The organism is Saccharospirillum alexandrii, from assembly GCF_004000275.1.
Taxonomy (GTDB): domain Bacteria; phylum Pseudomonadota; class Gammaproteobacteria; order Pseudomonadales; family Natronospirillaceae; genus Saccharospirillum; species Saccharospirillum alexandrii.
The window spans coordinates 290,486-314,929 of sequence record NZ_RCIP01000001.1 but is presented as its reverse complement, the minus strand read 5'-3'; the positions used below and the strand labels follow the sequence as shown (position 1 = coordinate 314,929).

The following is a 24,444-nucleotide window of genomic DNA, read 5'->3' as shown; positions in this document are numbered from 1 at the left end:
AGCTTGACGGGTCGTTGAGTCGAAACAGGAGGCTGTCAATGACTGGTTACCATGCCGCGACCGAAGCGCCGGCGCCATCCCTCGTTTTTCTGCGCAGGCATCAGGTGGCCGATATGATCGTCAGCCTGGCATTTAACGAGTGCGCGCAGCGCCGCATGCCGGAAATGAAAGGCCTATTGATGGATGCACTGCATGAATTGCCACCGGAGTGCTTTATCGCGGATGACTGGTCAGATATTTTGGTTCAGGTCATCCAAGCCTTGCTGGCCGAGGAACCGACACTGAATGCGCTGTTGATGCCGACGGCATTAAAGGCGGCCATATTTCAGTTGAATCAGCGACTGTGTAAGGCCCACCCGGGTCACTGAACCGGAAAGGCGACCAGTTCATTCAATGTCCAGCCCTGCGCCAGCGGGTCCCATACCAGTTCAGCCGACCCCGGTATGGGCGTTTCCGCACTCGCTTTTATACGGGTCAGGCGTGCGTCGCTATCAAAAACCGGTGCCCATACCCACTCGGCGAGGTTGTCCACTTGCCAGGTAAAACTGATCCGAGCCTGAGTATCGCCTCCGGGTTGTGGGTCGAGCGTTATCTCCCCCAGGCGAAGCAGCTCTGCTTCGCCATAGCGGATGGTCGGATGCAACACCCCGGCGACCGGTAAATACTGTACCCCTGCTGTATTACGCGTTACCCACCCCTGGGTGGTTAATTCCCGTTGTTCAGCGACAACGGCTTCACGCTGCAATAGGCCCTCGGCAACCAGAACATCCAGCTGCTGTCGCAATCTCTGTGGTTCGGTATCGAGAATCACAAAGGGCAGATCGGGCACACTGACGGTCAGTGCCTGCCGGTTTAGGGCGGGCCGAATCAATTCGGACGCGAGCAGCCGCAATTGCTGGCTGGCGTGGCCGACGGTACCGTAACCGTGGCCAACAACGGGCATGACACCCAGCGCCAGAAAAACGGCAATGCCCGCTAATTTGCTCAGTTTAACCATGTATCCACCCTGTTATGACACAACCGTCTATGACGCGCCCCGGCAAATAGGTCGGTTGGTAGTTAAAAAGCTTAAGTTTAGAACGCATTAATTCTATATAAAGCCTGCGAATCCTGAGGCAGTCACTATACTTCAGAGACTGTTGGTAGCAGCAGTATGGTGACTACTCCCATGTGGGCCCAGCCCCATGTTTATACGGACATCTTCCCCGGTGTCCGTTTTTTTACGCTCACCTTTTGCGACGACCATAGTCGATTTCGAGCACTGCACCAACCAAACCGCCCGCTCATGAGCCTGTCCCTGGCCATCACTAGTTTGCTAAACTCTGCGTTTTTAAGGACCGATCACTTATGCACCCAAGCTGGCAACTGCTTGAACGGCACCAGACTCATTTCTCCGCGCTCAACGTTCTCTGGCTTGATGCGCCTGAGGGCAACGGACTGATCAAAACGTCCGATCAGGCTGTTTGTCTGGACCGCAGTGTGTTCAACACACCCGGGTTGAATACTTTGGCGGCCGACGATGACTGGCCAGAACAGACAGAAGGCATCGTTCTGTTCTATCCCAAAGCCAAAGAACGCCTGGCTTGGTGGCTGCATCGGATCGTCCGTTTCGTGAAGCAGCATCCTCATTGCCAGGTCTGGGTGGTCGGCGAGAACAAGGGTGGCATAAAAAGCCTGCCCAAGCGCGTGCTCGATTGGGCAGAAACCGAAAAATGGGACAGCGCCAGGCATTGCGTGCTGCACCAATTGCATATCACGCCCGGTGCCGCCTTGCCAGAGGCGCCTAACTGGACTGAATTTGACTATCAGGGCCAGCTGTTACAAGCCGCTCCCGGGGTATTCAGCCAGAACCGCCTCGACAAAGGCACCGACCTATTGCTGAGTGTTCTGCCCGTCATGAAAGGCCACTGTCTGGATTTTGGGTGTGGCAGTGGTGTCATTTCCCAGGCGCTGTTGGGCCGCTCTGAGCAAGTCACCGTCACGGCTCTGGATATCGACTGGCTGGCGGTTTGTTCCACCGAGCAAAACCTGGCCAGGGTGGCGACCGACGATCGCTACCGGGTGGTTTGGTCGGATGGGCTGGCACAACTGGATCGAACCCGTTTCAACGCCATCATCACCAACCCACCCTTCCATACCGGCATTCGCACGCACTACGAAGCCAGTGAAGCGTTATTCAGGGCCAGTGCCGACTGGTTGGTATCCGGTGGCACCCTCTGGTGGGTTGCCAATGAGTTTCTGGATTACCAGTCATGCCTGCCAGCGACGGTTGGCATGGTTGAAGAGATGGCCCACGGTCGCGGGTTCAAGGTGTACCGGGCGAAACGCAAGTAATCTGAAACCGGGTCAGTGCTTGAATACCTCCCCCACAAACAAATAACCTTTGCTGCGCACGGTTTTGATGCGGCGGGGGTGTTCGGGATCATCCCCGACTTTGGGGCGGATGCGCGATACGCGCACGTCCACCGACCGGTCCTGACCGTCGTATTCAATGCCACGCAAGCGGTTGAATATTTCTTCACGCGTTAGAATCTGCCCTGCGTGGCTGGAAAGCAGCCACAGCAGGTCGAATTCGGCACTGGTCAGGTCGATGGTGGAGCTGCCCAGCCAGGCTTCACGCATGGTGTTGTCGATGATCAGGTCGCCGAACTGAAGTCGCTCGGTCTTGGCGGGTATCTCGGCTACACGGGCACGATCCGAGCGTCGCATCAGGGCCTGGCAGCGCGCCAGAATTAACCGGTGCGAAGCCGACTTTAGCAGGTAATCATCGGCACCCAGGTCCAGCCCGAGTACCTGATCGAGTTCATCGGCCGTGTCGTTTAACAGGATAATGCCGCCTTTGAACTCCTTTCGGCTCAGCTTGCACACGGTGAGGCCACTGTCCCCATGCAAATCGACTTCGATCAGCACCACACTGGGTTGCTCGTCCCGTATTCGGCGCAAGGCGACGGATGAATCGGATTCCACATCAACATCGTATTCATTGCTCGCAAGGTAGTCCCTAAGCTTGCGTGCATAGTCGAGATTGTCGTCAACAATTAACAAACGCTGTTTTTGCATGATTTTAGCCCGATATCCCACAGCACTGACTCCGTCAGGCTGATATTAGGTGCCTGCCTCGTCCGGTGCCACCAACTGCCTCCGGCGAGGACTCGGCCTGCCACACCCCCTACTTTAGACTCTATTTCCAGTTTTGCAGCAAATTAAATGGTCATCACCGGTTTGGCAAGCCGTTCTCAGCGCGTCCCGAATATCTTGTCACCCGCATCGCCCAAGCCAGGAATAATATAACCCTGATCATTCAGGCGGTCATCTACGGAGGCCACATAGAGATCGATATCCGGGTGGGCGTTCAGAACGGTCTCAATGCCTTCCGGCGCCGCAACCAGGAACAAACCCATAATTCGCTTGCACCCTTTGGCTTTCAACAATTCAATCGTGGCAATCAATGTGCCCCCGGTTGCCAGCATGGGGTCAACAATCAATGCTGTCCGGTCTTCGACATCTTCGATGACCTTATCGAAATACGGCACCGGTTCCAGCGTTTCTTCATCCCGGTACAGCCCGACAACACTGACTTTGGCATTGGGAATAAGCTGCATAACCCCATCAAGCATGCCAAGCCCGGCTCGCAAAATAGGGACCACCGTAATTTTTTTGCCCTTAATCCGTTGCACCTTCAAGGGCAAACCGGTCCAGCTTTCGATTTCAACGGTCTCGGTTTCAAGCTCCCGTCCCGCTTCATAGGTCAGCAAATTGCCAACTTCACCGGCCAGTTCCCGGAAGTGCTTGGTACTGATGCCCGCTTCGCGCATCAAACCCAGTTTATGCTGAATCAGTGGGTGTGTAATTTCATGTATTGCCATTTATAGTTCCTTAGCCGCCTATTGCCGCTACCCGTTAAACCGCTGGACTGTATAGTAGTCAAACTTCGGAGTTCGAGGTTGACAATGTTGCCAGTCGCCCGCACCGGCTACCAGGTAGGGCTATCGAGGGTCGGCGTAAACCCATCCATGGGGCCTGGACCGCAGCATCCCTGCTGCGGACCACCCTCGATAGCCCTACCTGGCAACCGGTGCTAACCCTTTGCCAGCAAACTCCGAAACTTGAGTAACTAAAGTAAGGCGCCCAATCGGGTGGATTTACCGTAATATTCATTCAAATTTTGGAGCACGCAACCTAGTGAGTGCCAGGTGCCGGGTATACCCGGTGCCTGACACGGACTCCTGGCACCGAGGAACAATTGACCTCCGAACTTGCCTTATTTATTCAATGTCTGCCATGAAATCCAGTTCGGCCTGTTGCCGGATCACCTTGCGGTGGTTGGCCCAGAGTGTCCGGATTTTATCCTGATTGCATTTTTGCCGGTCGACCAGCACACGGGTATTCAATTGCCCTACCCGGTTACCCTGGGCCAGCGGCACCTTGGAGAATACAAACTGATTGGAAATCATGTCCATAAAGGGTCCGGATTTACTGGTCGGCATAATGAACAACAATTGCAATCCGAGGGATTCGGTCAGATAGCGAATGACCTCTTTGGATCTAGTTTCATCCATTTTGGAGAAAGCTTCATCCACCAGCACCATGCGCAGGTGCGAATCGCCTTCGTTAAAGCGGAAGGCCGAGGTGATGGCCGCCGACCGGATGATGTAGGCCGGGGTTTCCAGCTGACCGCCGGAGCCGGTGCCGTATTGGCTCAGCGCGATCGGTTGCTTGCCTTCCGGTTGCTTGTAGATTTCGTAATTACGGTAATTACGGTAATCGGATATCCGCTCCAGCTCGCGCAGGGCCCTTTGCTCATCGTCATCGAGCAACATCTCCATCAACTGGTCGCGGACCTGGGCTGAACGAGTGCTCAATTCGGTATCGAACAGGGTTTGCCCTTCGCCGAGCGATGGGCTTTTGATTACTTCATCGAAGAAGTGCCAGTACTCCCGGTATTCCGGCACCCAGTCCCAATCGAACCAGTAACGTTCGCGGTCGGCGCCAAACCGGTGGTGTTCAAGCTCGGCGTTCAGATCTTCAAGTACTCGCTTACCATCATTGATCGATTGATAAATGGCGTGGCACAGGTTGGTGACAAATGCATTGTTGAAGCTGTCTTTGAGCGCACCCAGGTTGTCGACTTTTTCGACCAGAATGTTGTTCTTCAGGCGGTTGTGCACCTGGTCGACCTGGCGGCGAAGCGACACGATGCCCTTGAAGAAATCGGCGCTGTGCAGTTCGCTGTAGTTCAGGTCGAGTGCGATGGCATCCTGTGGCTGACAATCCTGGTTGTGATCCTTAAGCAACTGTTCCAATTCGTGTGCGCGGGCATTGAGCTCACTTTCCAGTGATTTGCGCAGGTTTTCCTGGGTATCGGCATCGGCGGTCTCGGCCGCTGCATCGGCTTCTTCGAGCCGTGCTTCGACATCAAATTCAGGCCACACGCTGACCAGATCGCGCAGGTAATTTTCCTTACGCTCGCTGTGCAATTCCGTGGTTTCCTGCTGATCACTGAGGGCCTTGCACTGGCGCGACAGGGTCTCGATGCGCTCGCCCAAACTGCCCTTGCGTTCGATCAATTCGCGAATGCGCGCATCCAGTGCTTTCAGCTGTTCACTGACTTCCCGGTACTCGTCCTCCAGGCCCTGGGCGTCGCTCAGATCCAGTGAGGTCAGCGCCTGCTCGGCCATGCGCAAGGCACGCTGGGCTTCGAGCATGTCACGCATTAAATCGGCATGGTTCAGATGCGCCAGTTGGTTCACCGACTGGTAGAGCGCGCTGACTTCCTGCACCTGGGTTTGCCAGTCGTTGGCTTGCTGAGCCAGGGTCATCAGTTCGTCTTTCTTGGCGGCCATGGCGCGCTCGCGCGCACCCTGCCCGAACACCAGGTCCGAGACAGGCATGTCACAGCGATACATCGCGTAGGCGCCGCTGCCGAGGCCCTGATGAGTCACCCCGCGACGGGTCTTTTTCAACGCCTCGGCGTCTTCGCATTGCTCAACCAGGCCGTAGCTTGCGGTTAAGTAGGCGCGCGCTACGGAATGATCGAACTCCATCAGGTGGACCACCGAATTGGCGGGCAAGGTGACCCGTTCGGCATCCTGGCGGGCCTTGCTGCCCTGAATGACCCGGGCGCGGTTATCCTTGGGCAGGTTGCGCACAATTTGAATGGCGTCCGCCTCGTATTTGGCTTCTACCAGAATCGCAAAGCGGGCACCGCCAATATAACCTTCCAGTGCCGACTGCCATTTCGGGTCGCGAATCTCGACGTGGTCGCACAGCACACGCGGGTCGGCCTGGGGCAGTTCCCGACGAATCGCTTCCAGCGCGGTGCGCACGTGATAGGGGTAGTTCAGTTGCTGGCCTTCGAGGCTGTCGATGTCCTGCTGCTTGCGGCTGATCGACTGGCGGATCTGGGCGAGTTTCTGTTCCCGCCGGTCCTGCACGCGCTGTAACTGATCGCGCAGACTGACACCCGTACTCGACCAGCCATCGCTAAACCAGGCTTCACGCCACTGGTTCATCAGACTTTGCTGGGCAATGACATCGTCCAGATGCTGTTCCAGCGGCGACAAGTCAATCCAGTCGCGGTTCATCAGACTGCGAAAGTCGACGGGGCTGTCCGACTGTTGCATGACCGACTTGCTCAGTTGCCCGAGTTGTTTGCCAGCCAACTCCGGAAGCTCGGTCGCCAGGCTGGTTTTCAACAGGCTTTGCTGGATCTGGGCGCTGGCTTTCAGGCTACGTTGCAGAGCGTCGTCTTGCTTCAACAAGGGGGTTGCCAGTTGCGTTAGGGTTTTCTTGCACTGCTCGGCCTGGGTTTCAAACTTGTCTTTGTCCTGCAGCGCGCCCACGCCCCGACGCTGCGCTTCCAGCGACACCAGCTGCTCGTGTGACTGGTCCCGGCGCTGCTCGGCGACATCCAGATCAGACTGCACGGTATCGCGTTGCTGCAACAGATTTTGTTGCTCCTGCTTGGCGGTCAGGTAGCGTTTCTGGTCGTTCACAAAGCGGGATTTAGCGGCGATGTAATCGGCCAGGTTGTAGTCGAGCCACTGGTCGATGTAGCGGTCACTGTGAGCCCGCGACGTAGTCAGCCGGTCAATGGTATTTTTCAGTCGGTTGGCTTCGGCTTCCATGCCGCTGATGGTTTTCATCAGGTCGGACACAGTGCGAATGGCTTCACCCAGATCCTTTTGTTCCAGAATTTCCTGGGCTACAAAGGTGTTGATGCCTTTCACTGGTTTGTAGGCCATAAACCGGGAGAAAGCGCGTGCGGCGTTCATCGCTTCGCGTTCACTGACGGCATCGTTACGGCCTCTAATGGCGGCGTAAAAACGGCGTAGATATTGTTTTTTGGTGTCGTACTTTTCTATCGAAACGGTCTGTGCTTTTAAGCGGCCAACCAGGGCATCCAGCTTTACCACGCTGCGGCCCGTATCGCCTTCGATGACGAAATCTGACTGGCTCAGTTGCTCGCCCGGAGCAATCATATAGCTGATGTCGCCCAGCCGGGCGATCGGCTGACTGCCGGCTTTGTCGAGAAAGGCACTGGCACCGATTATGGCGGTAAAAGGCTCGGCCGGCTCACCCTCTGTGGGGTGAAACACGGCGGCCAGGTAGCCGACGGCACCATCCGGCCGAGCGTAGGAGCCGTCATCACATCCCAGCACATAAGAGGCTAGCGTGCGTACCTGTTTGCCGCGGCCGCGCTGCGTCGCCTCGTCTTGCCCCGGGTTAAAATGAAACAGTGTATCATGCGCGGCGGTCATGATGGTTTGCAGCGCATCGGCGGCCGTTGTCTTGCCGGAACCGTTACCGCCACTGAGCAGGTTGATTGGCCCGAAATCGAATTCCAGCAGCGGAATATTGCCCCAGTTTACGTAGATGAATTTTTTTAAAAACATGGTCAGTCCTGTGCAAAAACGGAGGCAGTGGGGTCAGTCACAGTAATGCGATCCAGGTGTTGAATGTCTTCATCTGCGTCGCTTTCTTCCGGGCTATTGTCAGCCGCCGATGGGCCGGCTGTGTCGGGCAATTCCGTTCCTTCAAGCAAAGCGCCGAGCACGTCATCGGAGACGTAGCTCATGATCATAGGGCGAATGCGCACCCAGAAGTCGCCGCTGTCTAAGGCGTCGTCCTGGCTCAGTTGAATCAATCGTAACTGGCGCAGACGCTTGAACAGGTGTTTGCGCTCGGTGACGTTGTCGGGCAGTGACCGCTTCAGCAGATTGCGCAAGGAGATAGTGATGTTTTCGAGCGAGGCCAGCACGCAGCCATTGTCGTCGACCTGGCCTTCACGCAGGGCGCGGTCGTAGAGGCTGCGCAATACCAACACCAGCGCCACCTCCTGTTGATTAAGGCGCACCCGGAACCCCTGGTTGAAGGGCCCTTCGCCGCTGTCGTCCAATCCAGGCACTTCGGCGCCGGGTGGGAACAGACGCACGAAGTTGAAGCGGCGATCGTGCTGAATTTGAACCCCGATCAGTTCCAGATAATCCTGCACCTGTCCTTCCAGACGCAAATAGCGATCGTACAGCTGCTGTTCAATCTGGCTTTCATCCCGGCAAATCACCCCATAATCGAGCAACCGAATCAGCAGTTCGCTGTATTCCTGACGACTGAAACCAGCGGTTTCGAGCCGGTGATCGAGATCATCAAACATGGTCTGACTCCTGTTCGGGAACATCGCTCGTGCGCTGGGGCTCGAGCCGGATGCTGAAGTTATCCTGGGATTCAAAGTATTCCGAGGCAACCGAATCACCGGTCCACTCGACGATAAAGCGATAATCGGACGACAGTGAGCTGGCTGCGCCGACTTCAATGGCGTGCGCCAATGCCAGCAAGTCGTCGGCCGTCTCAACGGGCAGATCGGCGGTGGAGACGGTTTCGCCCCGGCTGAGCTGGTTGATCAGATAGTTGCGAACCCGGTTGTCGTTGATCAGGAAAGCCTGGTCCAACACCTGCTGCACATAGAGTTCCTTGCGCGCTTCGGTGTCGAAGTCGTCCTGGTTGTCTTCGGTGACGTCCATGGCGAAGTGACGCCGGGTTCGGGCAGCGTGCATGCGCACACTCCCCGGGTCGATAAAGCCAACCCGGGTGACCGACATGGCGGCACCCGCCCGCGATAGGCCGGCATCCCGATCGGCGGCATCCAGCTGGCTCAGGCGCTGGCACACCTTGACCACGTCGTTATGTTGTTGGCTGGCCAGGTAGCTGATCTGGCGAATGATGATATCAGCCCGCTTGGTGAACCCCTGCAGAGCACGGCGCAGGGCCGGCACCATGATGTCGCTGGCGGCTTTTAGCCGGCTTTCGATGTTGTCGAGCACAGACCAGAGCAGGCTCTGCCCTTCCTGAACCTGATCGGGCAACAATTCGCGCAAGCGGCGCTCGGCACGGGCTTTGAAGCTGCGGTCCTGGGCGCGAATCTGGCGAATGCAGGTGGCGATATCGTCGCGGTACTTTTCGACGTTATCGGCGCTCAGCCGTATGGACAGGTCCGGCTGGAAGCGTTTTTCCATGAAGTCGAAAAAGTCCTGGCTGACGCGCTGGATCATGACCTGGCTTTCCATTTCCCGCACCAGCGCCCGCTTTCGCTCGTCTAGCTCGGCAATAATGTCGGTAAAATCGCTGATAATCCGCTCCGAGTACTCCCAGGCGTCGAGCACGTCGTACACTTCACCACGCTCCAAAAACGCCTGCAAGGCGTTACGGACGTTGCGGGTGTTGCGATGGCGGGTGCGAATCTGGTCCAAGTCCCCGGCAACAAACGGCTCGGTGAACTGGCGGCCGCGCCGGCTGAAGTTGAAGGTGCTCTGCAGGGTGGCTTCATCGACTTGTTTTTCCAGCCAGCCATGCTCGACCAGCGTGTTCAGCGACCAGACGGCCTGATCCCGGCTGGTGCGGAAGCGTCCCTCCCGGTCACCATCGTCGGTGGCCATCTCCGGCGCACGCACCAGTGCTCCCTGAAAAGTGTCGACCACATCATCCCGCGACAGAGCATGGCCATAGTCGGCACTGGAGCTGCTGTAGAGTCGCCGGTACAGCTCGGTCAGACATTCAACCAGCTGAGCCCGGTATTTACCGGTCATCGGTCGGAAAAACTGATTGCGTTCATTCTCGAAAAACATAAGAAAATCAATGCGTTGAAGGTGGCCTCACCGGGGCAGTGAGGATACCTTAAATCGGGCGGTTTCGACAGTCACAAACCGGGTCAAACACTGGGGAAGTCGGCCACTGGTTGAAGCCCTCTACTGAGGCCCTATTATTAGACTGTGGCTACGTATCTCACCCCACAGTAAGTGCCTGCAAGCCGTGCCAGCCACCGGGTCGACCTATCCAGGGTCGGGCGGGATGCCGCCCACTCAACCCAATCCACGGGGCCTAGACTGCAGCATCCATGCTGCAGACTTCCCCGGATAGGTCGACCCGGCAGCAGTCACTCAGTCCGTGGTTACTTCAGCCATGCGATGATTAACGAATCCATAGCACCAATTATCGGCGTATTAAATCCGATCTTATGCGCTACAAACCGGTATACGACTACAGGACATTCAACTATGAGCACCTTAAACCTCCCCAAAACCGGCGCCCCCGCGCCAGAGTTCACAACCGTTAACCAAAACGAAGAAACCGTGTCACTCAAGGATTATCGCGGCAAGAAGGTGATTCTGTATTTTTACCCCAAAGCGATGACTCCCGGCTGCACCACCCAGGCCTGCGGCCTGCGCGACAGCAAGGCAGAACTGGAAAAACGCAACGCCGTCGCCCTGGGCATCAGCCCGGATGCGCCCAAGCGACTGGTCAAGTTTATTGAAAAGGAATCCCTGAATTTCGATCTGCTCAGCGATGAAGACCACAGCATTGCCGACAAATTCGGTGTCTGGGGCCTGAAAAAATTCATGGGTCGAGAGTTCGATGGCATACACCGCATCACCTTTATCATTGATGAAGAAGGTAAACTGGCCCACGTGATGGAGAAGGTTAAGACTAAGAGCCATCACGATGATGTACTGGCTGTTCTGGACAGCCTTTGAGTCTGGCACATCGATAGCGCACTTCAATCATCCAAGGCCAGCAGACTGTCGTATACTGGCAGTCTGTATTTACTAGAGCGGTTACATGACTGACACCCTGCCCAAGCTATACCAAACCCTGATCAACGATCTCGGGGAAGATCCATCTCGCGATGGCCTGCTCGACACGCCGGAACGGGCGGCGAAAGCCATTCGATTTTTGACGGCTGGCTACTCTCTGGATCTCGACACTGTTACCAATGGCGCGGTTTTCACCGCGGATACCGATGAAATGGTGCTGGTACAGGATATCGAGTTCTATTCGCTGTGCGAGCACCACATGCTGCCCTTTTTTGGCAAGGCGCACATCGCCTACATTCCGCAGGGCAAGGTGCTGGGGTTAAGCAAGTTTGCGCGCATTACCGACATGTTTGCGCGCCGGTTGCAGATTCAGGAGCAACTGACCAAGCAGATCGCCAATGCCGTGCTCGAGGTAACCGGTGCGGCCGGTGTCGGTGTGGTTCTGGAGGCGCAGCATCTGTGCATGATGATGCGCGGCGTTGAGAAACAGCAGTCGAAAACCACGACATCGGTGATGCTGGGCAGTTTTCGCAAGTCGCAAAATACACGCAATGAATTCCTAACCTTGCTGGGACGTCGATGATGATTCACGAAAACACTGAAGCCTGTATCCGTATCAAGGATCTGCGTCTGCGCACCTATGTGGGCATCAAAGAAGAAGAAATAAAAAACAAGCAGGACATTCTGCTCAACATTACCATTCGATTCGACGCCAGCGATGCCATTCACTCGACCGAGATCGAAGACACGCTGAACTACCGGGTGATTACCAAGCAAATCATTGCCTTTGTTGAAGACAACCAGTTCCTGCTGCTCGAACGCATGACTCACGAGGTCCTGGCGCTGATCATGGAGCATAAGGAAGTCCGTTTCGCTGAGGTGGAGATCGACAAACCTCACGCCTTGCGGTTTGCCGAGTCGGTATCAATCTCACTTTCCGCCACCCGCCAGGCACAGTAGCCATCAGGGGGCTGCATTGCATTTGCAAGCCTCCCTGATCAATGGTTTGATAGCGCGTTTTTTTGAGGCAGCACCCCTCACTATCCACTGATCAGAGGCTTGGCAGGCATGGCGCATTACCTAATCATCAATACCGGTGGCACCATCGGTATGGCAGAAACTCCCTCGGGCCTGGCGCCTCAACCGGGGTTATTGAAATCCACACTGCTCAGTGATGATCGTCTGGTTGCCTGGCAAGAGCACAACCTGAGCTGGCAGGAATGGCAACCGCTGATCGACTCATCGGACATCCGCCCGGGCCACTGGTATGAGCTGCGCGATCAGATCATCAGTGCAGACTGTGACGGCGTGCTGATTATTCACGGTACCGACACCCTGGCCTACAGTGCCGCCGCACTGAGTTTTCTGCTGGCTGGAACGGGCAAAACGGTGGTCATCACCGGTGCCATGCGCCCTTTGATCCAGGCAAGCAGCGATGGCTTTGGCAACCTGACCCTGGCGCTCGATATTCTGACGCGACAACAGCCCGAAGTGTTTGTTGCATTCAACGGCCGCTGCCTGCCCGCCAGCCGGGTGAGCAAGGTCGATACCGCCGCCGACAGCGCCTTTATGACGCCCAACTGGTCCGACAGTCTCTGGTCACAACCACCCGGCACGAACAGCCTGGAACTTAACCGGCCGTGGCGCCCCTCGGCGCTGGGCGTTCAGACCCTGTTCCCGGGCATGCCGATGGATGGCCTGATGAGCATGGTCGACCGGAACTACCGCGCCCTGGTGCTGAACACCTACGGCAGTGGCAATGTGATGACCGATTCGGCGCTCGAGCGCATTCTGGAAAAAGCCAGCGATCAGTCCATACCCGTTTTTGTGCGCAGCCAGTGTCTGTTCGGAGAAGTACACCTGGGCCAGTATGCAGCCAGCGGCCTGCTCAGCAAGGTGGGGGCGGTCGCCTGCGGCAGCATGCCGCTGGAAGCGGTACTGGCCAAGTTGCAGATTCTCTGCTCCCAGTACAACAGTGCCAGCGACGTGGTCGAAGGATTTACTCAGCCCTGGGCGCGGGAGTGGCAGTCTCTGTAAGGTGATCCAAGGCTAGGGGGTGACCGCCTTCGGCAGCCAGTCTTAAATAATGGTCTGCCCGGCTGGCGTCGGCGGAGAAGCCAGGCACATTGCCATCGCGATAACACTGGTGCATTTGCCAGGCGGCTTTGGGCCGGTCAACACTGGCAACGCGGCTTAAATACCGTGCCCCGCTGGCCTTATGACCAACATCCGACCCCCGGTGCAGTAACAGAAAACCATAAAGCTCCTGGGCGTCGGCCAGATCCCGGTCGGCGTAATGGCGGAAACCGCGCATCAGCCGGTCGTGAACCCAGCGGTATCGGGTTAACCAGCGCTGATGAAAAACCTGTTTCAAGCACCAGAAACCCAGCTGATCACGTCGTATGTTCATTGTTTTCCCTCTTGAATCTACCCAATTAGATGGGGCCGCGCGCGGCGGGTTCAATTGGCCGGCTGCTGCGATATACTGCCACCCTCACCTTTTCTACGGAGCCTCTATGTCTCTTGGCACCTGGACACCCGATAATACCGCACCCCAACCCCCGGCCCGCGACACATTGATTCAGGCTGCAACGCTTGGGCAGGCTGACGCCGAATTTTTTCCGGCGCAGACCCCCGATGCCCTGAGCGAGTTGCAAGGGTGGATGAAACAACCCCAGTCCCAGTGGCAGCCGGAGCTGGAGCCGCTGGAAACCGAAACCCTGATTGCACTGGTCCGGTTTTTTACACTGGCCGAGCAGCACTGGGCTGGCTGGGAGGCGGGTGACAAAAACCCGGCTATCTGGATCTGCAAAACTCTTAAACCCCGGGGGGCGTTCCCCGACGTCGAGCTGACTCGCTGGGTCAAGGCTCACACCGATAACCGTTTTCTGCCCTATGGTAATCCGCTGGCATGAAGCCGGCTCTGCCTGTTGATGCCATTCGCGAAGACGTTGTAACGAGTTGGCAAACAGGCGGCTGTCTGGTGCAGTCGCCCCCAGGCTCGGGAAAAACGACCCGGCTGCCACTGTGGCTGCTGAAGGAGACCGGCCAGGAAATCCTGTTACTGCTGCCTCGTCGGCTGCCCGTCAAACTGGCCGCGCATCAGCTGGCCCGCCAACTGGATGAACCGGTTGGCCAGTCGGTAGGCGTCAGCCTGCGCGATGAGACCCGGCGTAGGGCCTCTACCCGCCTGACGGTCACCACCTATGGCGCCTTCCTGCGCCGCCTGACCCGTGACCCGGAACTGACCGGCGTCAGCACGGTCATTCTGGATGAATTCCATGAACGTCAGCTCGACCAGGATACCTGCCTGACTCTGCTACACAGCTGCAGAGCCTTGTTCCGGCCCGACCTGAAATTGCTGGTCATGTCGGCTACGCTGGCCATGGATACCCTCCACCAGCGGCTCTCCCTGCCAAAAGTTGAATCAGACGGGCAATTGCACCCACTGACCTTGCATTACCGGCCCGTTCGGACAAAAGACTGGCTGAGTGAGTTGCTCGGGGTCATTGATGAGGCCCGCCATCAGTGTAACGACCACATTCTGGTCTTTCTGCCCGGGTTGCGCGACATTGAACGCGTCAAACAGCGATTGCCAGCCGATTGCCTCAGCTACATCGTACACAGTCAGGTAAACAACGACGATCTGATCGATCAGCTGCGCTCCAGCAACGCCGCCGTGATTCTCAGCACCAACCTGGCGGAAAGCAGCGTAACCCTGCCTGGCGTGCGCTGCGTAATCGACCTGGGTCGTGAACGCTATGCCCGGGTCGACCCGCACACCGATCTGACGGAGCTGGTCACCCGGCGCATCAGCAAATCCAGTGCCGATCAGCGTGCCGGTCGTGCGGCTCGCGAGGGGCCAGGCCTGTGTTACAGACTCTGGTCGGAGTCCGAACACAATGCCCTGGCGCCCGATCAACCCGCTGAAATTACTCAGGCCGACCTTAAACCGCTGGTGTTGAATCTTGCTGACTGGGGCCTGCAACGCGAGGATGCCTTTTGGCTAACACCTCCCAACCCGGGCCGCTGGCAGGTCGCACTGAGTCAACTTCACGCCTGGCAGGCCGTCGACACCATTGGCGCGCAACTGACCGATCATGGCCGCACGCTGATTCGTGTCGGGCTTCCCCCAGCGGTGGCACACCTGGTCAGTCTGGCCACCGAGGCTGGACTGGTCAGCGACGCCCTTTGGTTTGCCGCCCTGCAGAGCCTGGAACAGCCTCTGCCTGAGCCGGTGCGAGATGCATTTTTCAGTTTGGTGGCACAGGGCGATGCGCGCCTGAAACAGGAAACCCGGCGACTGGCCCGCTCACTGGGTGTAACGCTCAACAATCAGGCCGACACCCTACCCGATGCCTTGCTGATCAGGGCATTTCCGCAACGCCTGGTCCGGGTAGATTCAGAAGGCAACGCCCGACTGGCCGCCGGCCGACAAGTCCGGAGCCGGGACCAGGCACCCAAACCCGGTTGGTATCTGCTGTTGCACGGTCAAGATCAGGGCTGCAGCGTTCTGGCCCATACTCTGTGGCCGCTGAATGAAACCGCCATCGAAGCCGCACTGCCTGAGACGGAAACCGTTCGTTACCGGCCCGAACAGGACCGGTTTGAAGCCGAGCAACGTCGCGGTGACTTCGTGATGTCTACCCGACCCACCCGGCCAGACGCCCGCCAAAAAGTCGAAGCCTGGCGGCAGTGTCTGATTCAGACACCCGTTGGGCAATGGCCTGACGCCGAATCGCTCGGTTACTGGATTGATCGCTATCAATTGGTACGCCATTACCTGCCGGATGACTGGCCCGAACTGCCGACTCCGGAGGTTCTCGTGCGCTGGGCGGAGCCCTATTTGAGCGCTCTGACGCGTTTGTCCGGGCTCAATACCCCCGAAGTACTCAACGCCTGGCTTGGTTACGACAGACTGCACCAATTGCATCGGCTGTGCCCGTCACGCTGGACAGCGCCCTCCGGCCGAGTAATTTCGCTGGTCTACGATGCGGATGCCAGCCGGGTATCTGCTGATCTGAAATTACAGGAAGCCTTTGGTTTGTCGGAATCACCCCGGTTGGTTGACGGCCATTTGACGCTGACACTCAACCTGCAGGCGCCCAACGGCCGCACGCTCGCCAGTGTCATCGATTTGCCACATTTCTGGGCTAGCGTTTACCCTGAAATCCGCAAGGAAATGCGCGGCCGCTATAACAAACACCCCTGGCCAACCGAGCCGATGGATGCGCCGGCAACACAGGCCACCAACCGCCAACTGGCCAAACAACGCACGTCATAACGAGGCAACTCCCACTATATGGACTCCTATTCACGCATCAGGGACCTTCGCAACCTGCCAGCCAGAGGCTTGCAACGCTGGATCAATGCCACCCGATACAGCTGGCAGGGGTTGCGCAGCGCGGTCAAGCACGAAGAGGCTTTCCGCCAGGAAACCATCGCGTTGTTCATCGGCCTACCCGCCGCTCTGTGGATAGCACCCACCCTGTGGCAAGCGGCCATTCTAATCGCGTCGCTGTTGCTGATTATGGTGGTAGAGATGATCAACAGTGCGCTCGAAGCTCTGGTTGACCGGGTCAGTACGGAATTTCATGAATTGTCGGGACGCACCAAGGACATGGGCTCCGCTGCGGTCTTGCTGACGATTTTCATCGCCATGGTTGTATGGGGCGCCGCCATCTGGCAAAAATGGCTGGCGGGCTGATCCTGTTTACTTCCTATCACTTAACGGATGAAGCCAGTCGTGGCGTCTGTCAGAAATCACTGAACGCCTGATAGGGCCATACCTGCGCCGGGCGATCTTCCACCCGCTCAATCAGCCCGTACTCGGCTTCCAGGCGCGCCATGATGGTCATCGCCAGTTCAAATTCTGCCTGCTCGCCAATGTCTTCTCCGGTAATGGCAAAGCACAGCTTCCGGTTGGACCGCATAAAGCCGCGTGTCGTTATTGCTTCCGTATTGAAGCGCTGAATAAAGCTCTTGATGGGTTCGCTCTGAGTATCAGGCGCCTGACTGAGTGTCAAGTTCCAGACACGCTCCCAGCAACGGGCAGCGAGTCGGATTCGGGGTGGCAATGGCGGCAGCTCACTTGAGCTGTACCGGGGTGCGTGCAGTCTGCTGACATTGGCATCAAGTCTGGGTTTTGCTTCGGTCATGTTCGCCCTGTCTGGTCAGTCGAATGGTACTGTAAAGCGACCGCATACCCTCCTGGGGTAGCCAGCCTGCCTGGTACACCTCGTCTTTCCGTGACTTGCAACGCTGAATAGTGTGGTCTTACCGGTCATCTTCTCCCTGACTAAAAAGTAACCTATACACTTTCACAGCAAAGTCAATTCCCCTGCCCCCAAACTGTGCTTCACAACGCAGTTAAAACGCAGGTTCCGGCCATGCTCGTCAAAATAACGTCGGCTTTCAACCCCGCAGGTTATTCGCAATAGAGCTTGTGCATCAGCCCAATGACCTGCTCTGCCTCGTCGCTGGCGATGCGGTAATAAACCGTTTGTGCCTGTTTGCGCACTTTCACCAGGTTATCGCGACGCAATCGCGCCAGGTGCTGCGATAACGCCGACTGACTTAGGTCAATGCGCAGATTCAGCTCGGAAACGGATTTTTCACCGTCGAGCAGATTGCACAGAATCAGCAACCGGCATTCGTTGCTTAATGCTTTCAGTAGCAGAGAGGCATCGTGTACGTTCTGCTCCATGTCATCAACGACCCGTTGCTTCCCGGTGGCCATTGCATCGCGCTCCTTGGTTAGGTGAACGCAAATGATAAACGACTACCCTCTACTTTCTCTACCGATAACTGTTCTTTTTTGCCCATCGACAGCCCCCGGGCCGCCGGTTGAATCTTGGCAAGCCACACGCATTGCATTACCCTGCCGACCGTTCCGATTGACAGGTACCCCCCATGACCGACGCTCTACCCCTCCGGCCCGCAGGACTGATCCGCCTGATTGGCAGCCTGATTTACGACTGGCTGGTGCTATTGGGCGTGCTGATGTTGCTTGGCTTTGTGGCTGTCGCGTTCAATAAATTCCTGACCGGCGCCGATGCCATTGCCCCCGGCAACCCCCTGTTCATACTCTGGAACCTGTTGATCATCTATTTCTATTTTGCCGGGTTCTGGGTCACCAAAACCCAGACCGTCGGCATGCGTGCCTGGCGCATTCACCTGGCCTCAACCAATCACCGGCCGTTGGGCTGGATGCACGCGACCTTGCGGCTACTGGCAGCCATTCCCGCCTGGGGACTGGCCGGCATGGGCGTCTTCTGGCGCTACACCAACCCGGACCGAGCCGGCTGGCAAGATCAGGCAAGCTGGACTCAGGTTTACTATCGGCCCAAGCGCTGACCGATCAGCGTTAGCTTCTGCTGACACCCCTACGGCAAAGAATTTTGCCCGTGCACCGCGCCAGCGCTGCCAACTGGTGGCTCCATTGGCTATGATGGGCCTAAGAACCGGGCCGCTACCCGGTCAATTCCAATTGTTCACCGCTTATTAGGTTGGAGATATCATGCAATTTACCGTTTCATCCGCCACACTCGGCGCTACCAGCACAGACGCCCTGGTTATTTTCCATTTTGAAGACACTGACAGCGCCGCCCTGACGGCGCTGACCGAAACGCACCCCAAGCTGATACAGTCGCTGCGCGACGCCAAACTGCTGTCTGCCAAAACCGGACAGGTCACCCCGCTGCTCGGTCACACCGATCTGCCGGCTGGTCAAGTCTTCGTTATCGGCGCTGGCAAACAGGCCGACTTCCGCGAAAACCAGTTCATTAAAGTCATTAAAGCGGCCATCAGCACGCTGAAAGGCACCCAGGCAAAAACCGCCAGCATCGCCCTCGACGACATTCAGGTCGCCGGGCGCACCCTGCCCTGGACGGCCCAGAAAGCAACCGAGGTCATTCTGACCGGCCTATACCAGTACGACACCACCAAATCCAAGAAAGCCGATGCCAGCACCCTGACAGCGCTGACTTTCCTGAGTAAAGACGATTCCCTCGAAGCACCGGTTCGCACCGGCAAGGCCCTGGCTCACGGTGTCAACGTTGCCCGCGAGCTGGGCAACCTGCCCGCCAACATCTGCAACCCACAATACCTGGCAGAGCAGGCCCAGAACCTGGCCGATGCTTACGATGAAATCAGCGTCGAGATTCTCAGCCAGAAAGAAATGGAAGCGCTCGGCATGGGCTCCTTCCTGGCTGTGACCCAGGGCAGCGCCAACCCACCCTACGTTCTGGTAATGAAATACCAGGGCGCGGCTGCCAGTGAGAAGCCCCACGTTCTGGTCGGCAAAGGCCTGACATTCGACACCGGCGGCATCTCGATCAAGCCGGCTCAGGGCATGGAAGACATGAAATTCGACATGCTGGGCGCTGCCTCGGTGTTCGGCACCCTGAACACCATTGCCGAACTGAAACCGGCACTCAACGTCATTGGCGTTGTAGCCGCCGCTGAAAACATGTGCTCGGGCACCGCCACACGCCCGGGCGACGTGGTCAGCAGCATGTCGGGCAAGACCATCGAGATCATCAACACCGACGCCGAAGGCCGTCTGGTACTCTGCGATGCCCTGACCTACGTTGAACGCTTCGACCCGGCCAGCGTCGTCGACATCGCCACCCTGACCGGCGCCATCGTCATCGGCCTGGGCCACCACCCGCTGGCGGTCTACGCCAACGACGACAGCCTGCAACAGGAACTGGTCAGCGCCGGCACCACGGCCTGGGACCGCGGCTGGCCAATGCCACTGTGGGACGACTACCGCGACGAACTAGACAGCCCCTACGCCGACCTGCGCAACATCGGACAGGGTCGCGCTGGCGGCTCCATCACCGCTGCGGTCTTCCTCTCCCAGTTCACCGAAAAATACAAATGGGCCCACCTGGACATTGCCGGCGCCGGCTGGACCTCCGCCAAAGAAGGCGCAACCGGCCGCCCGGTAGGCCTGCTAACCCACTATTTGCTGAGTAAGCTGAGCCAATAACCGGGCTTTGCCCGGCTATTGGCTCCTACTTCGGAGTTTCGATTTACTGTCGCGCTTCGAACCCGCGACAGATGGCTCGGCAGCTCCTGCGGGGGCGCCGTGAATACCTCCATGTAGGCTTAACTTCGGCATCCATGCCTCAGATACCCCCGCATGAGCTGCCGTGCCACCCGTCGCTAATCAACTGTGGTTTTCTTGACTGAGGTTTTAGCCTCAGGATTGATGGTTGCCTGGGAGACTAGCGGCGGGTACCGGGTGTGCCCCTGTGGGGTAGTCCGCAGCAGGGCTGCTGCGGCCTAGGCTCCATGGATGGATCCACGCCGACCCCACAGGGGCATACCCGGTATCCGACGCGGTCCAATGGCTGTATCTCTCTTCCTGCTGCCAGCCGCTTTAGGTACCATGGCGTTTTCGCGCTGATGAACCCGACTCATGACCCAGGTAGATTTCCATATTGTTCCGGTGCTGCAAGCCGCCGACCGCTATGCCTATGCCGCGCGTCTGGTCAATAAAGCGCGCAGTCACAAGCACCGGGTGCTGCTGGCTGTGGACGATGAAGCCATGGCCCGGTCCGTCAGCGAGATACTCTGGTCGACTCCGGTCGAAAGTTTTCTGGCGCACAGTTTACTCGTAGGCAGCGACGATGATGTGCAGATTGGCTGGCACGCAGAGCCGGGCCAGCATCATGATGTTCTGATCAATCTGGCCGCTGAGATTCCGGAGTACTTTTCCCGGTTCGAACGCGTCTTTGAAGTCGTCAGCCAGGACCCTGCCGTCCTGAACGCCACCCGGTCGCACTACAAGTTCTATCAGGACCGGGGCTATCCGCTGAAGCGGCACGACCTGCGAGACCGGGTATAAATGGATCAGAAGGATTCCAAACAAAGCCTGCTGCAGGATCTGGAAGACATTCGCCAGAGCCTCGACCGGGTTGCCCGGTCGGAATCGCAGATTCCGTTGCTCGACGAAATCGTCGACAAACGCAGCCCCACGCACGTCAACCCGGACAACCCTTTTCTGTCGAGTCAGTCGCTGTCCGAGCTGATTCGCATCCGCAATGAAGCCGAAGCCCGGGCGGCCGAAGAGCTGGCGTCACTGGCACCGCTGCGACCGATCACCGAGATCGTTCGCAAAGAGCAAGACGCGCCTGCCGCACCGGAACCACCCAAACCACCTCCGGGCCCCGATCCGGAACAGGTTCTGACACAACTGGAAACCGTCTTCGATCACTGGATCGAAGAAACCGTAACGGACTACCTGACGTTATTTGAACGTGACCTGCGCAACCGCCTGCAGCAGGATTTCCGGTCACTGGTCAGCCAGTGGTATGAAGACAACGACTTGCCGCTGCCAGAGTCTTTCAAACGCACCGACAGCGAAGATCCAGCCACACCGGACGATTAGTTTCGCACCTCTGACCATGTATAATGGCAAGCATCAGACTCCGGGGCCAAACCACAAATGCCCCCTTTTTTTCACCGTCAGCCAAGCGAGTTAAGAGCCCTCATGGAGAAGACGTACCAGCCGCAAGCGATTGAAGGCAAGCATTACCAGCGTTGGGAAAACAACGAATGGTTCAAACCCTCGGGTCAGGGCGACGCCTATTGCATCATGATTCCGCCGCCCAACGTCACCGGGTCGCTGCACATGGGTCACGCCTTTCAGCAAACCATTATGGACGCGCTTACCCGCTACCACCGCATGAAAGGTTGCAACACGCTCTGGCAAACCGGCAGTGATCATGCTGGCATCGCCACCCAGATGGTGGTGGAGCGTGAGCTGGCGCGCGAAGGTAAAACCCGCCACGATCTAGGCCGGGAAACCTTCATCGACCGCGTCTGGCAGTGGAAGGAGCAGTCGGGGGGTACCATCAGTTCGCAGATGCGCCGACTGGGCGATTCAGTCGATTGGACACGCGAACGCTTCACCATGGATGACGGCCTGTCCAACGCCGTGCGCGAAGTGTTCGTGCGCCTGTACGACGACAACCTGATTTACCGTGGCAAACGCCTGGTTAACTGGGACCCGGTATTTCACACGGCTATTTCCGATCTGGAAGTGGAAAACAAGGAAGAACAGGGCTCACTTTGGCACTTCCGCTATCCGCTGGCCGATGGCGCCACTACCGCCGAAGGCAAAGCCTACATTGTCGTGGCCACGACACGCCCGGAAACCATCTTGGGCGATACCGCTGTTGCGGTTAACCCCGACGACGAGCGCTATCAGTCCCTGGTCGGAAAATTCGTTGATTTGCCATTGCTTGGCCGTCGCATTCCCATCGTTGCCGACGATTATGTCGATTCGGAGTTCGGCAGCGGCTGCGTGAAAATCACGCCAGCCCACGATTTCAACGATTACGAAGTCGGTAAGCGCCACGGTGCCACCCTGGTCAATGTGCTCGATCAGGACGCCAAGATACTGCACGCCGCCGAAGCCTATACGTACGATGGCAAACCGATCGACGATTTCGATGGCGCTCTGCCTCAGGGGTATGGCGGACTCGACCGGTTCGATGCTCGCAAGAAAATCATTGCCGATTTCGACGCGCTGGGCCTGCTCGACTCGATTAAAGACCACAGCCTAATGGTGCCCCGTGGCGACCGTTCCGATGCCGTGATCGAACCCTGGCTCACCGATCAATGGTACGTCAGTGCCAAGCCACTGGCTGAACCAGCCATCAAGGCCGTGGAAAACGGCGATATCCAGTTCGTACCCAAGCAATGGGAAAACACCTACTTCTCCTGGATGCGCGATATTCAGGACTGGTGTATTTCGCGCCAGCTGTGGTGGGGCCACCAAATTCCCGCCTGGTACGACGCGGACGGTAACGTTTACGTTGGTCGCAGCGAAGCCGAGGTGCGCAGCAAGTACAACCTCGATGCCAACCTGACACTGACGCAGGACGAAGACGTACTGGATACCTGGTTCAGCTCTGCCCTTTGGACGTTTTCCACACTGGGCTGGCCGGAACGCGATGATCTGGTGAAAACCTTTCACCCGACCGACGTGCTGGTGACCGGTTTCGACATCATCTTTTTCTGGGTTGCCAGAATGATGATGATGACCCTGCACTTCATCAAGAATGACGATGGCACCCCTCAGGTTCCGTTCAAGAAGGTCTACGTCACCGGTCTGATTCGCGACGAGAACGGCCAGAAAATGTCGAAGTCGAAAGGCAACGTGATTGATCCGATCGACCTGATTGATGGCATTGACGTTGACGATCTGGTGGCCAAACGCACCAGCGGTTTAATGCAGCCGAAACTGGCGGCCAAAATTGAAAAGATGACTCGCAAGAGCTTCCCGGAGGGCATGGCTTCATCCGGTACCGACGCCTTGCGTTTCACCCTGGCGTCACTGGCCAGCCAGGGCCGGGACATCAATTTCGACGTCAAACGCCTTGAAGGGTATCGCAACTTCTGCAACAAAATCTGGAATGCGGCACGCTACGTGCTGATGAACACCGAAGGCCAGGATTGCGGCCAGAACGGTGGCGAGGTAGAGCTGAGTCTGGCCGACCGTTGGATCAGTTCACGCCTGCAGGGGCTGGAGCAGGATGTCGAGCGTCACTACACGAACTACCGCTTCGACCTGATGAGCCAGGCCTTGTACGAGTTTATCTGGAACGAATACTGCGACTGGTACCTGGAGCTGTCCAAGCCCGTGCTGTGGGATGAAAACGCCTCAGCCGAGGTTCAGCGCGGCACCCGGCGCACCCTGGTTCGCGTTCTGGAAGCCTTGCTGCGTCTGGCTCACCCGATCATGCCGTTCATTACTGAAGAGATCTGGCTGTCGATCCGGGATCTGGCGGCACGAGAAGGCGATACGGTAATGTTGCAACCCTTCCCCAAGGCCGACCCGGACAAAATTGACGCTGCTGCCGAAGCCGATATTGAATGGGTAAAGGGCGTTATTGTTGGCGTGCGTAATATTCGTGGCGAAATGAACATCGCCCCGGGCAAACCCTTGCCAGTGTTGTTCCAGAAAGGCAGCGATGAAGACAAACGCCGACTCAGCGAAAACGAAAACTTTCTCAAAACGCTGGCCAAGCTTGAAAGCGTTACCTGGCTGGAAGACGGTGATGAAGCGCCCGTATCAGCCACTCAGTTGGTGGGCCAACTCAAGGTGCTGGTACCCATGGCGGGGCTGATTGACGTCGCGGCCGAGCAAACACGCCTGACCAAGGCGCTGGAGAAAACCCGCAAGGAACTGGCCAAAGTTGAAGGCAAGCTGAACAACGAGAATTTTGTCTCCAAAGCGCCAGATGACGTCATCGCCAAAGAACGGGAAAAAGCTGATGGTTATGCTCACAGCGTTCGTGAGCTGGAGCAACAGCTGGAGCAACTGGCGGCGTTGAAATAA

The 24,444-nt window shown here is 57.4% G+C and carries 23 protein-coding genes; 14 read left to right on the top strand and 9 right to left on the bottom strand.

Annotated elements, in window-relative coordinates; genetic code table 11:
* The first annotated feature begins 38 nt into the window (after positions 1 to 38).
* Positions 39 to 368 carry a hypothetical protein gene (locus EP166_RS01525; protein ID WP_127555048.1) on the top strand — a complete coding sequence of 110 codons (330 nt, stop codon included), beginning with the start codon at positions 39 to 41 and terminating at the stop codon, positions 366 to 368.
* On the opposite strand, the gene EP166_RS01520 is transcribed toward EP166_RS01525, so the two are convergent.
* Positions 362 to 997: a hypothetical protein gene (locus EP166_RS01520; RefSeq protein WP_127555047.1), complete on the bottom strand. Its 636-nt coding sequence runs from the start codon at positions 995 to 997 to the stop codon at positions 362 to 364. The genes EP166_RS01525 and EP166_RS01520 overlap by 7 nt on opposite strands.
* A gap of 350 nt (positions 998 to 1,347) precedes the next feature.
* Here EP166_RS01520 and EP166_RS01515 point away from each other — a divergent pair, with 350 nt between their 5' ends.
* The gene (locus EP166_RS01515; RefSeq protein WP_127555046.1) at positions 1,348 to 2,334 is read left to right on the top strand and encodes a class I SAM-dependent methyltransferase; all 987 of its coding nucleotides are present in this window, start codon (positions 1,348 to 1,350) and stop codon (positions 2,332 to 2,334) included.
* 12 nt (positions 2,335 to 2,346) lie between these two features.
* Here the strand turns inward: EP166_RS01515 and EP166_RS01510 are convergent, their stop codons facing one another.
* From EP166_RS01510 to EP166_RS01490, 5 genes are all read right to left on the bottom strand, one after another.
* Positions 2,347 to 3,060, bottom strand: a complete 714-nt coding sequence (locus EP166_RS01510; RefSeq protein WP_127555045.1) for a winged helix-turn-helix domain-containing protein — start codon at positions 3,058 to 3,060, stop codon at positions 2,347 to 2,349.
* 176 nt (positions 3,061 to 3,236) lie between these two features.
* Positions 3,237 to 3,866 carry a uracil phosphoribosyltransferase gene (gene upp / locus EP166_RS01505; protein ID WP_127555044.1) on the bottom strand — a complete coding sequence of 210 codons (630 nt, stop codon included), beginning with the start codon at positions 3,864 to 3,866 and terminating at the stop codon, positions 3,237 to 3,239.
* A gap of 399 nt (positions 3,867 to 4,265) precedes the next feature.
* Entirely contained in the window at positions 4,266 to 7,895 is a 3,630-nt protein-coding gene (locus tag EP166_RS01500; RefSeq protein ID WP_127555043.1) for an ATP-binding protein, read from the bottom strand.
* Between the two features lie 2 nt (positions 7,896 to 7,897).
* Positions 7,898 to 8,653: a DUF4194 domain-containing protein gene (locus tag EP166_RS01495; RefSeq protein ID WP_127555042.1), complete on the bottom strand. Its 756-nt coding sequence runs from the start codon at positions 8,651 to 8,653 to the stop codon at positions 7,898 to 7,900.
* Positions 8,646 to 10,121 carry a Wadjet anti-phage system protein JetA family protein gene (locus EP166_RS01490; RefSeq protein WP_127555041.1) on the bottom strand — a complete coding sequence of 492 codons (1,476 nt, stop codon included), beginning with the start codon at positions 10,119 to 10,121 and terminating at the stop codon, positions 8,646 to 8,648. The genes EP166_RS01495 and EP166_RS01490 overlap by 8 nt, the downstream gene beginning before the upstream one ends.
* 429 nt (positions 10,122 to 10,550) lie before the next feature.
* Here EP166_RS01490 and bcp point away from each other — a divergent pair, with 429 nt between their 5' ends.
* From bcp to EP166_RS01470, 4 genes are all read left to right on the top strand, one after another.
* A complete protein-coding gene (gene bcp / locus EP166_RS01485) occupies positions 10,551 to 11,027 on the top strand; it encodes a thioredoxin-dependent thiol peroxidase (RefSeq protein WP_127555040.1) in 477 nt (158 codons plus the stop codon).
* Between the two features lie 85 nt (positions 11,028 to 11,112).
* The gene (gene folE, locus EP166_RS01480; protein ID WP_127555039.1) at positions 11,113 to 11,670 is read left to right on the top strand and encodes a GTP cyclohydrolase I FolE; all 558 of its coding nucleotides are present in this window, start codon (positions 11,113 to 11,115) and stop codon (positions 11,668 to 11,670) included.
* Positions 11,667 to 12,047: a dihydroneopterin triphosphate 2'-epimerase gene (gene folX, locus EP166_RS01475; protein WP_127555038.1), complete on the top strand. Its 381-nt coding sequence runs from the start codon at positions 11,667 to 11,669 to the stop codon at positions 12,045 to 12,047. Before folE ends, folX begins: the two co-directional genes overlap by 4 nt.
* A 108-nt stretch (positions 12,048 to 12,155) precedes the next feature.
* Positions 12,156 to 13,124: an asparaginase gene (locus EP166_RS01470; RefSeq protein WP_127555037.1), complete on the top strand. Its 969-nt coding sequence runs from the start codon at positions 12,156 to 12,158 to the stop codon at positions 13,122 to 13,124.
* Here the strand turns inward: EP166_RS01470 and EP166_RS01465 are convergent.
* Complete coding sequence (locus tag EP166_RS01465; RefSeq protein ID WP_127555036.1) at positions 13,087 to 13,497, bottom strand: SEL1-like repeat protein; 411 nt, start codon at positions 13,495 to 13,497, stop codon at positions 13,087 to 13,089. The two genes, EP166_RS01470 and EP166_RS01465, sit on opposite strands and share 38 nt — an antisense overlap.
* A 106-nt stretch (positions 13,498 to 13,603) precedes the next feature.
* Here EP166_RS01465 and EP166_RS01460 point away from each other — a divergent pair, with 106 nt between their 5' ends.
* Genes EP166_RS01460 through EP166_RS01450 form a run of 3 tightly spaced genes read left to right on the top strand, consistent with a single transcriptional unit; the run spans position 13,604 to position 16,794 of the window.
* On the top strand, positions 13,604 to 14,002 hold the full coding sequence (locus EP166_RS01460) for a hypothetical protein (RefSeq protein ID WP_127555035.1): 399 nt from the start codon (positions 13,604 to 13,606) through the stop codon (positions 14,000 to 14,002).
* Positions 13,999 to 16,371, top strand: coding sequence for an ATP-dependent helicase C-terminal domain-containing protein (locus tag EP166_RS01455; RefSeq protein ID WP_127555034.1), 2,373 nt, complete (start codon positions 13,999 to 14,001; stop codon positions 16,369 to 16,371). The genes EP166_RS01460 and EP166_RS01455 overlap by 4 nt, the downstream gene beginning before the upstream one ends.
* 18 nt (positions 16,372 to 16,389) lie before the next feature.
* On the top strand, positions 16,390 to 16,794 hold the full coding sequence (locus EP166_RS01450) for a diacylglycerol kinase (RefSeq protein WP_127555033.1): 405 nt from the start codon (positions 16,390 to 16,392) through the stop codon (positions 16,792 to 16,794).
* A 49-nt stretch (positions 16,795 to 16,843) separates the two neighbouring features.
* Here EP166_RS01450 and EP166_RS01445 read toward each other — a convergent pair whose 3' ends face one another.
* Together EP166_RS01445 and EP166_RS01440 are read right to left on the bottom strand one after the other, a co-directional pair.
* On the bottom strand, positions 16,844 to 17,245 hold the full coding sequence (locus tag EP166_RS01445; RefSeq protein WP_127555032.1) for a hypothetical protein: 402 nt from the start codon (positions 17,243 to 17,245) through the stop codon (positions 16,844 to 16,846).
* A 269-nt stretch (positions 17,246 to 17,514) separates the two neighbouring features.
* Positions 17,515 to 17,826, bottom strand: a complete 312-nt coding sequence (locus tag EP166_RS01440) for an ArsR/SmtB family transcription factor (protein ID WP_127555031.1) — start codon at positions 17,824 to 17,826, stop codon at positions 17,515 to 17,517.
* Positions 17,827 to 17,999: 173 nt separating this feature from the next.
* On the opposite strand from EP166_RS01440, the gene EP166_RS01435 reads away from it, so the two are divergent.
* From EP166_RS01435 to EP166_RS01415, 5 genes are all read left to right on the top strand, one after another.
* Positions 18,000 to 18,443: an RDD family protein gene (locus tag EP166_RS01435; protein WP_127555030.1), complete on the top strand. Its 444-nt coding sequence runs from the start codon at positions 18,000 to 18,002 to the stop codon at positions 18,441 to 18,443.
* 163 nt (positions 18,444 to 18,606) lie between these two features.
* Positions 18,607 to 20,082: a leucyl aminopeptidase gene (locus EP166_RS01430; protein ID WP_127555029.1), complete on the top strand. Its 1,476-nt coding sequence runs from the start codon at positions 18,607 to 18,609 to the stop codon at positions 20,080 to 20,082.
* A gap of 432 nt (positions 20,083 to 20,514) precedes the next feature.
* Positions 20,515 to 20,943, top strand: a complete 429-nt coding sequence (locus tag EP166_RS01425) for a DNA polymerase III subunit chi (RefSeq protein ID WP_127555028.1) — start codon at positions 20,515 to 20,517, stop codon at positions 20,941 to 20,943.
* A complete protein-coding gene (locus tag EP166_RS01420) occupies positions 20,944 to 21,486 on the top strand; it encodes a hypothetical protein (RefSeq protein WP_127555027.1) in 543 nt (180 codons plus the stop codon).
* A 102-nt stretch (positions 21,487 to 21,588) separates the two neighbouring features.
* Positions 21,589 to 24,444, top strand: a complete 2,856-nt coding sequence (locus EP166_RS01415; RefSeq protein ID WP_127555026.1) for a valine--tRNA ligase — start codon at positions 21,589 to 21,591, stop codon at positions 24,442 to 24,444.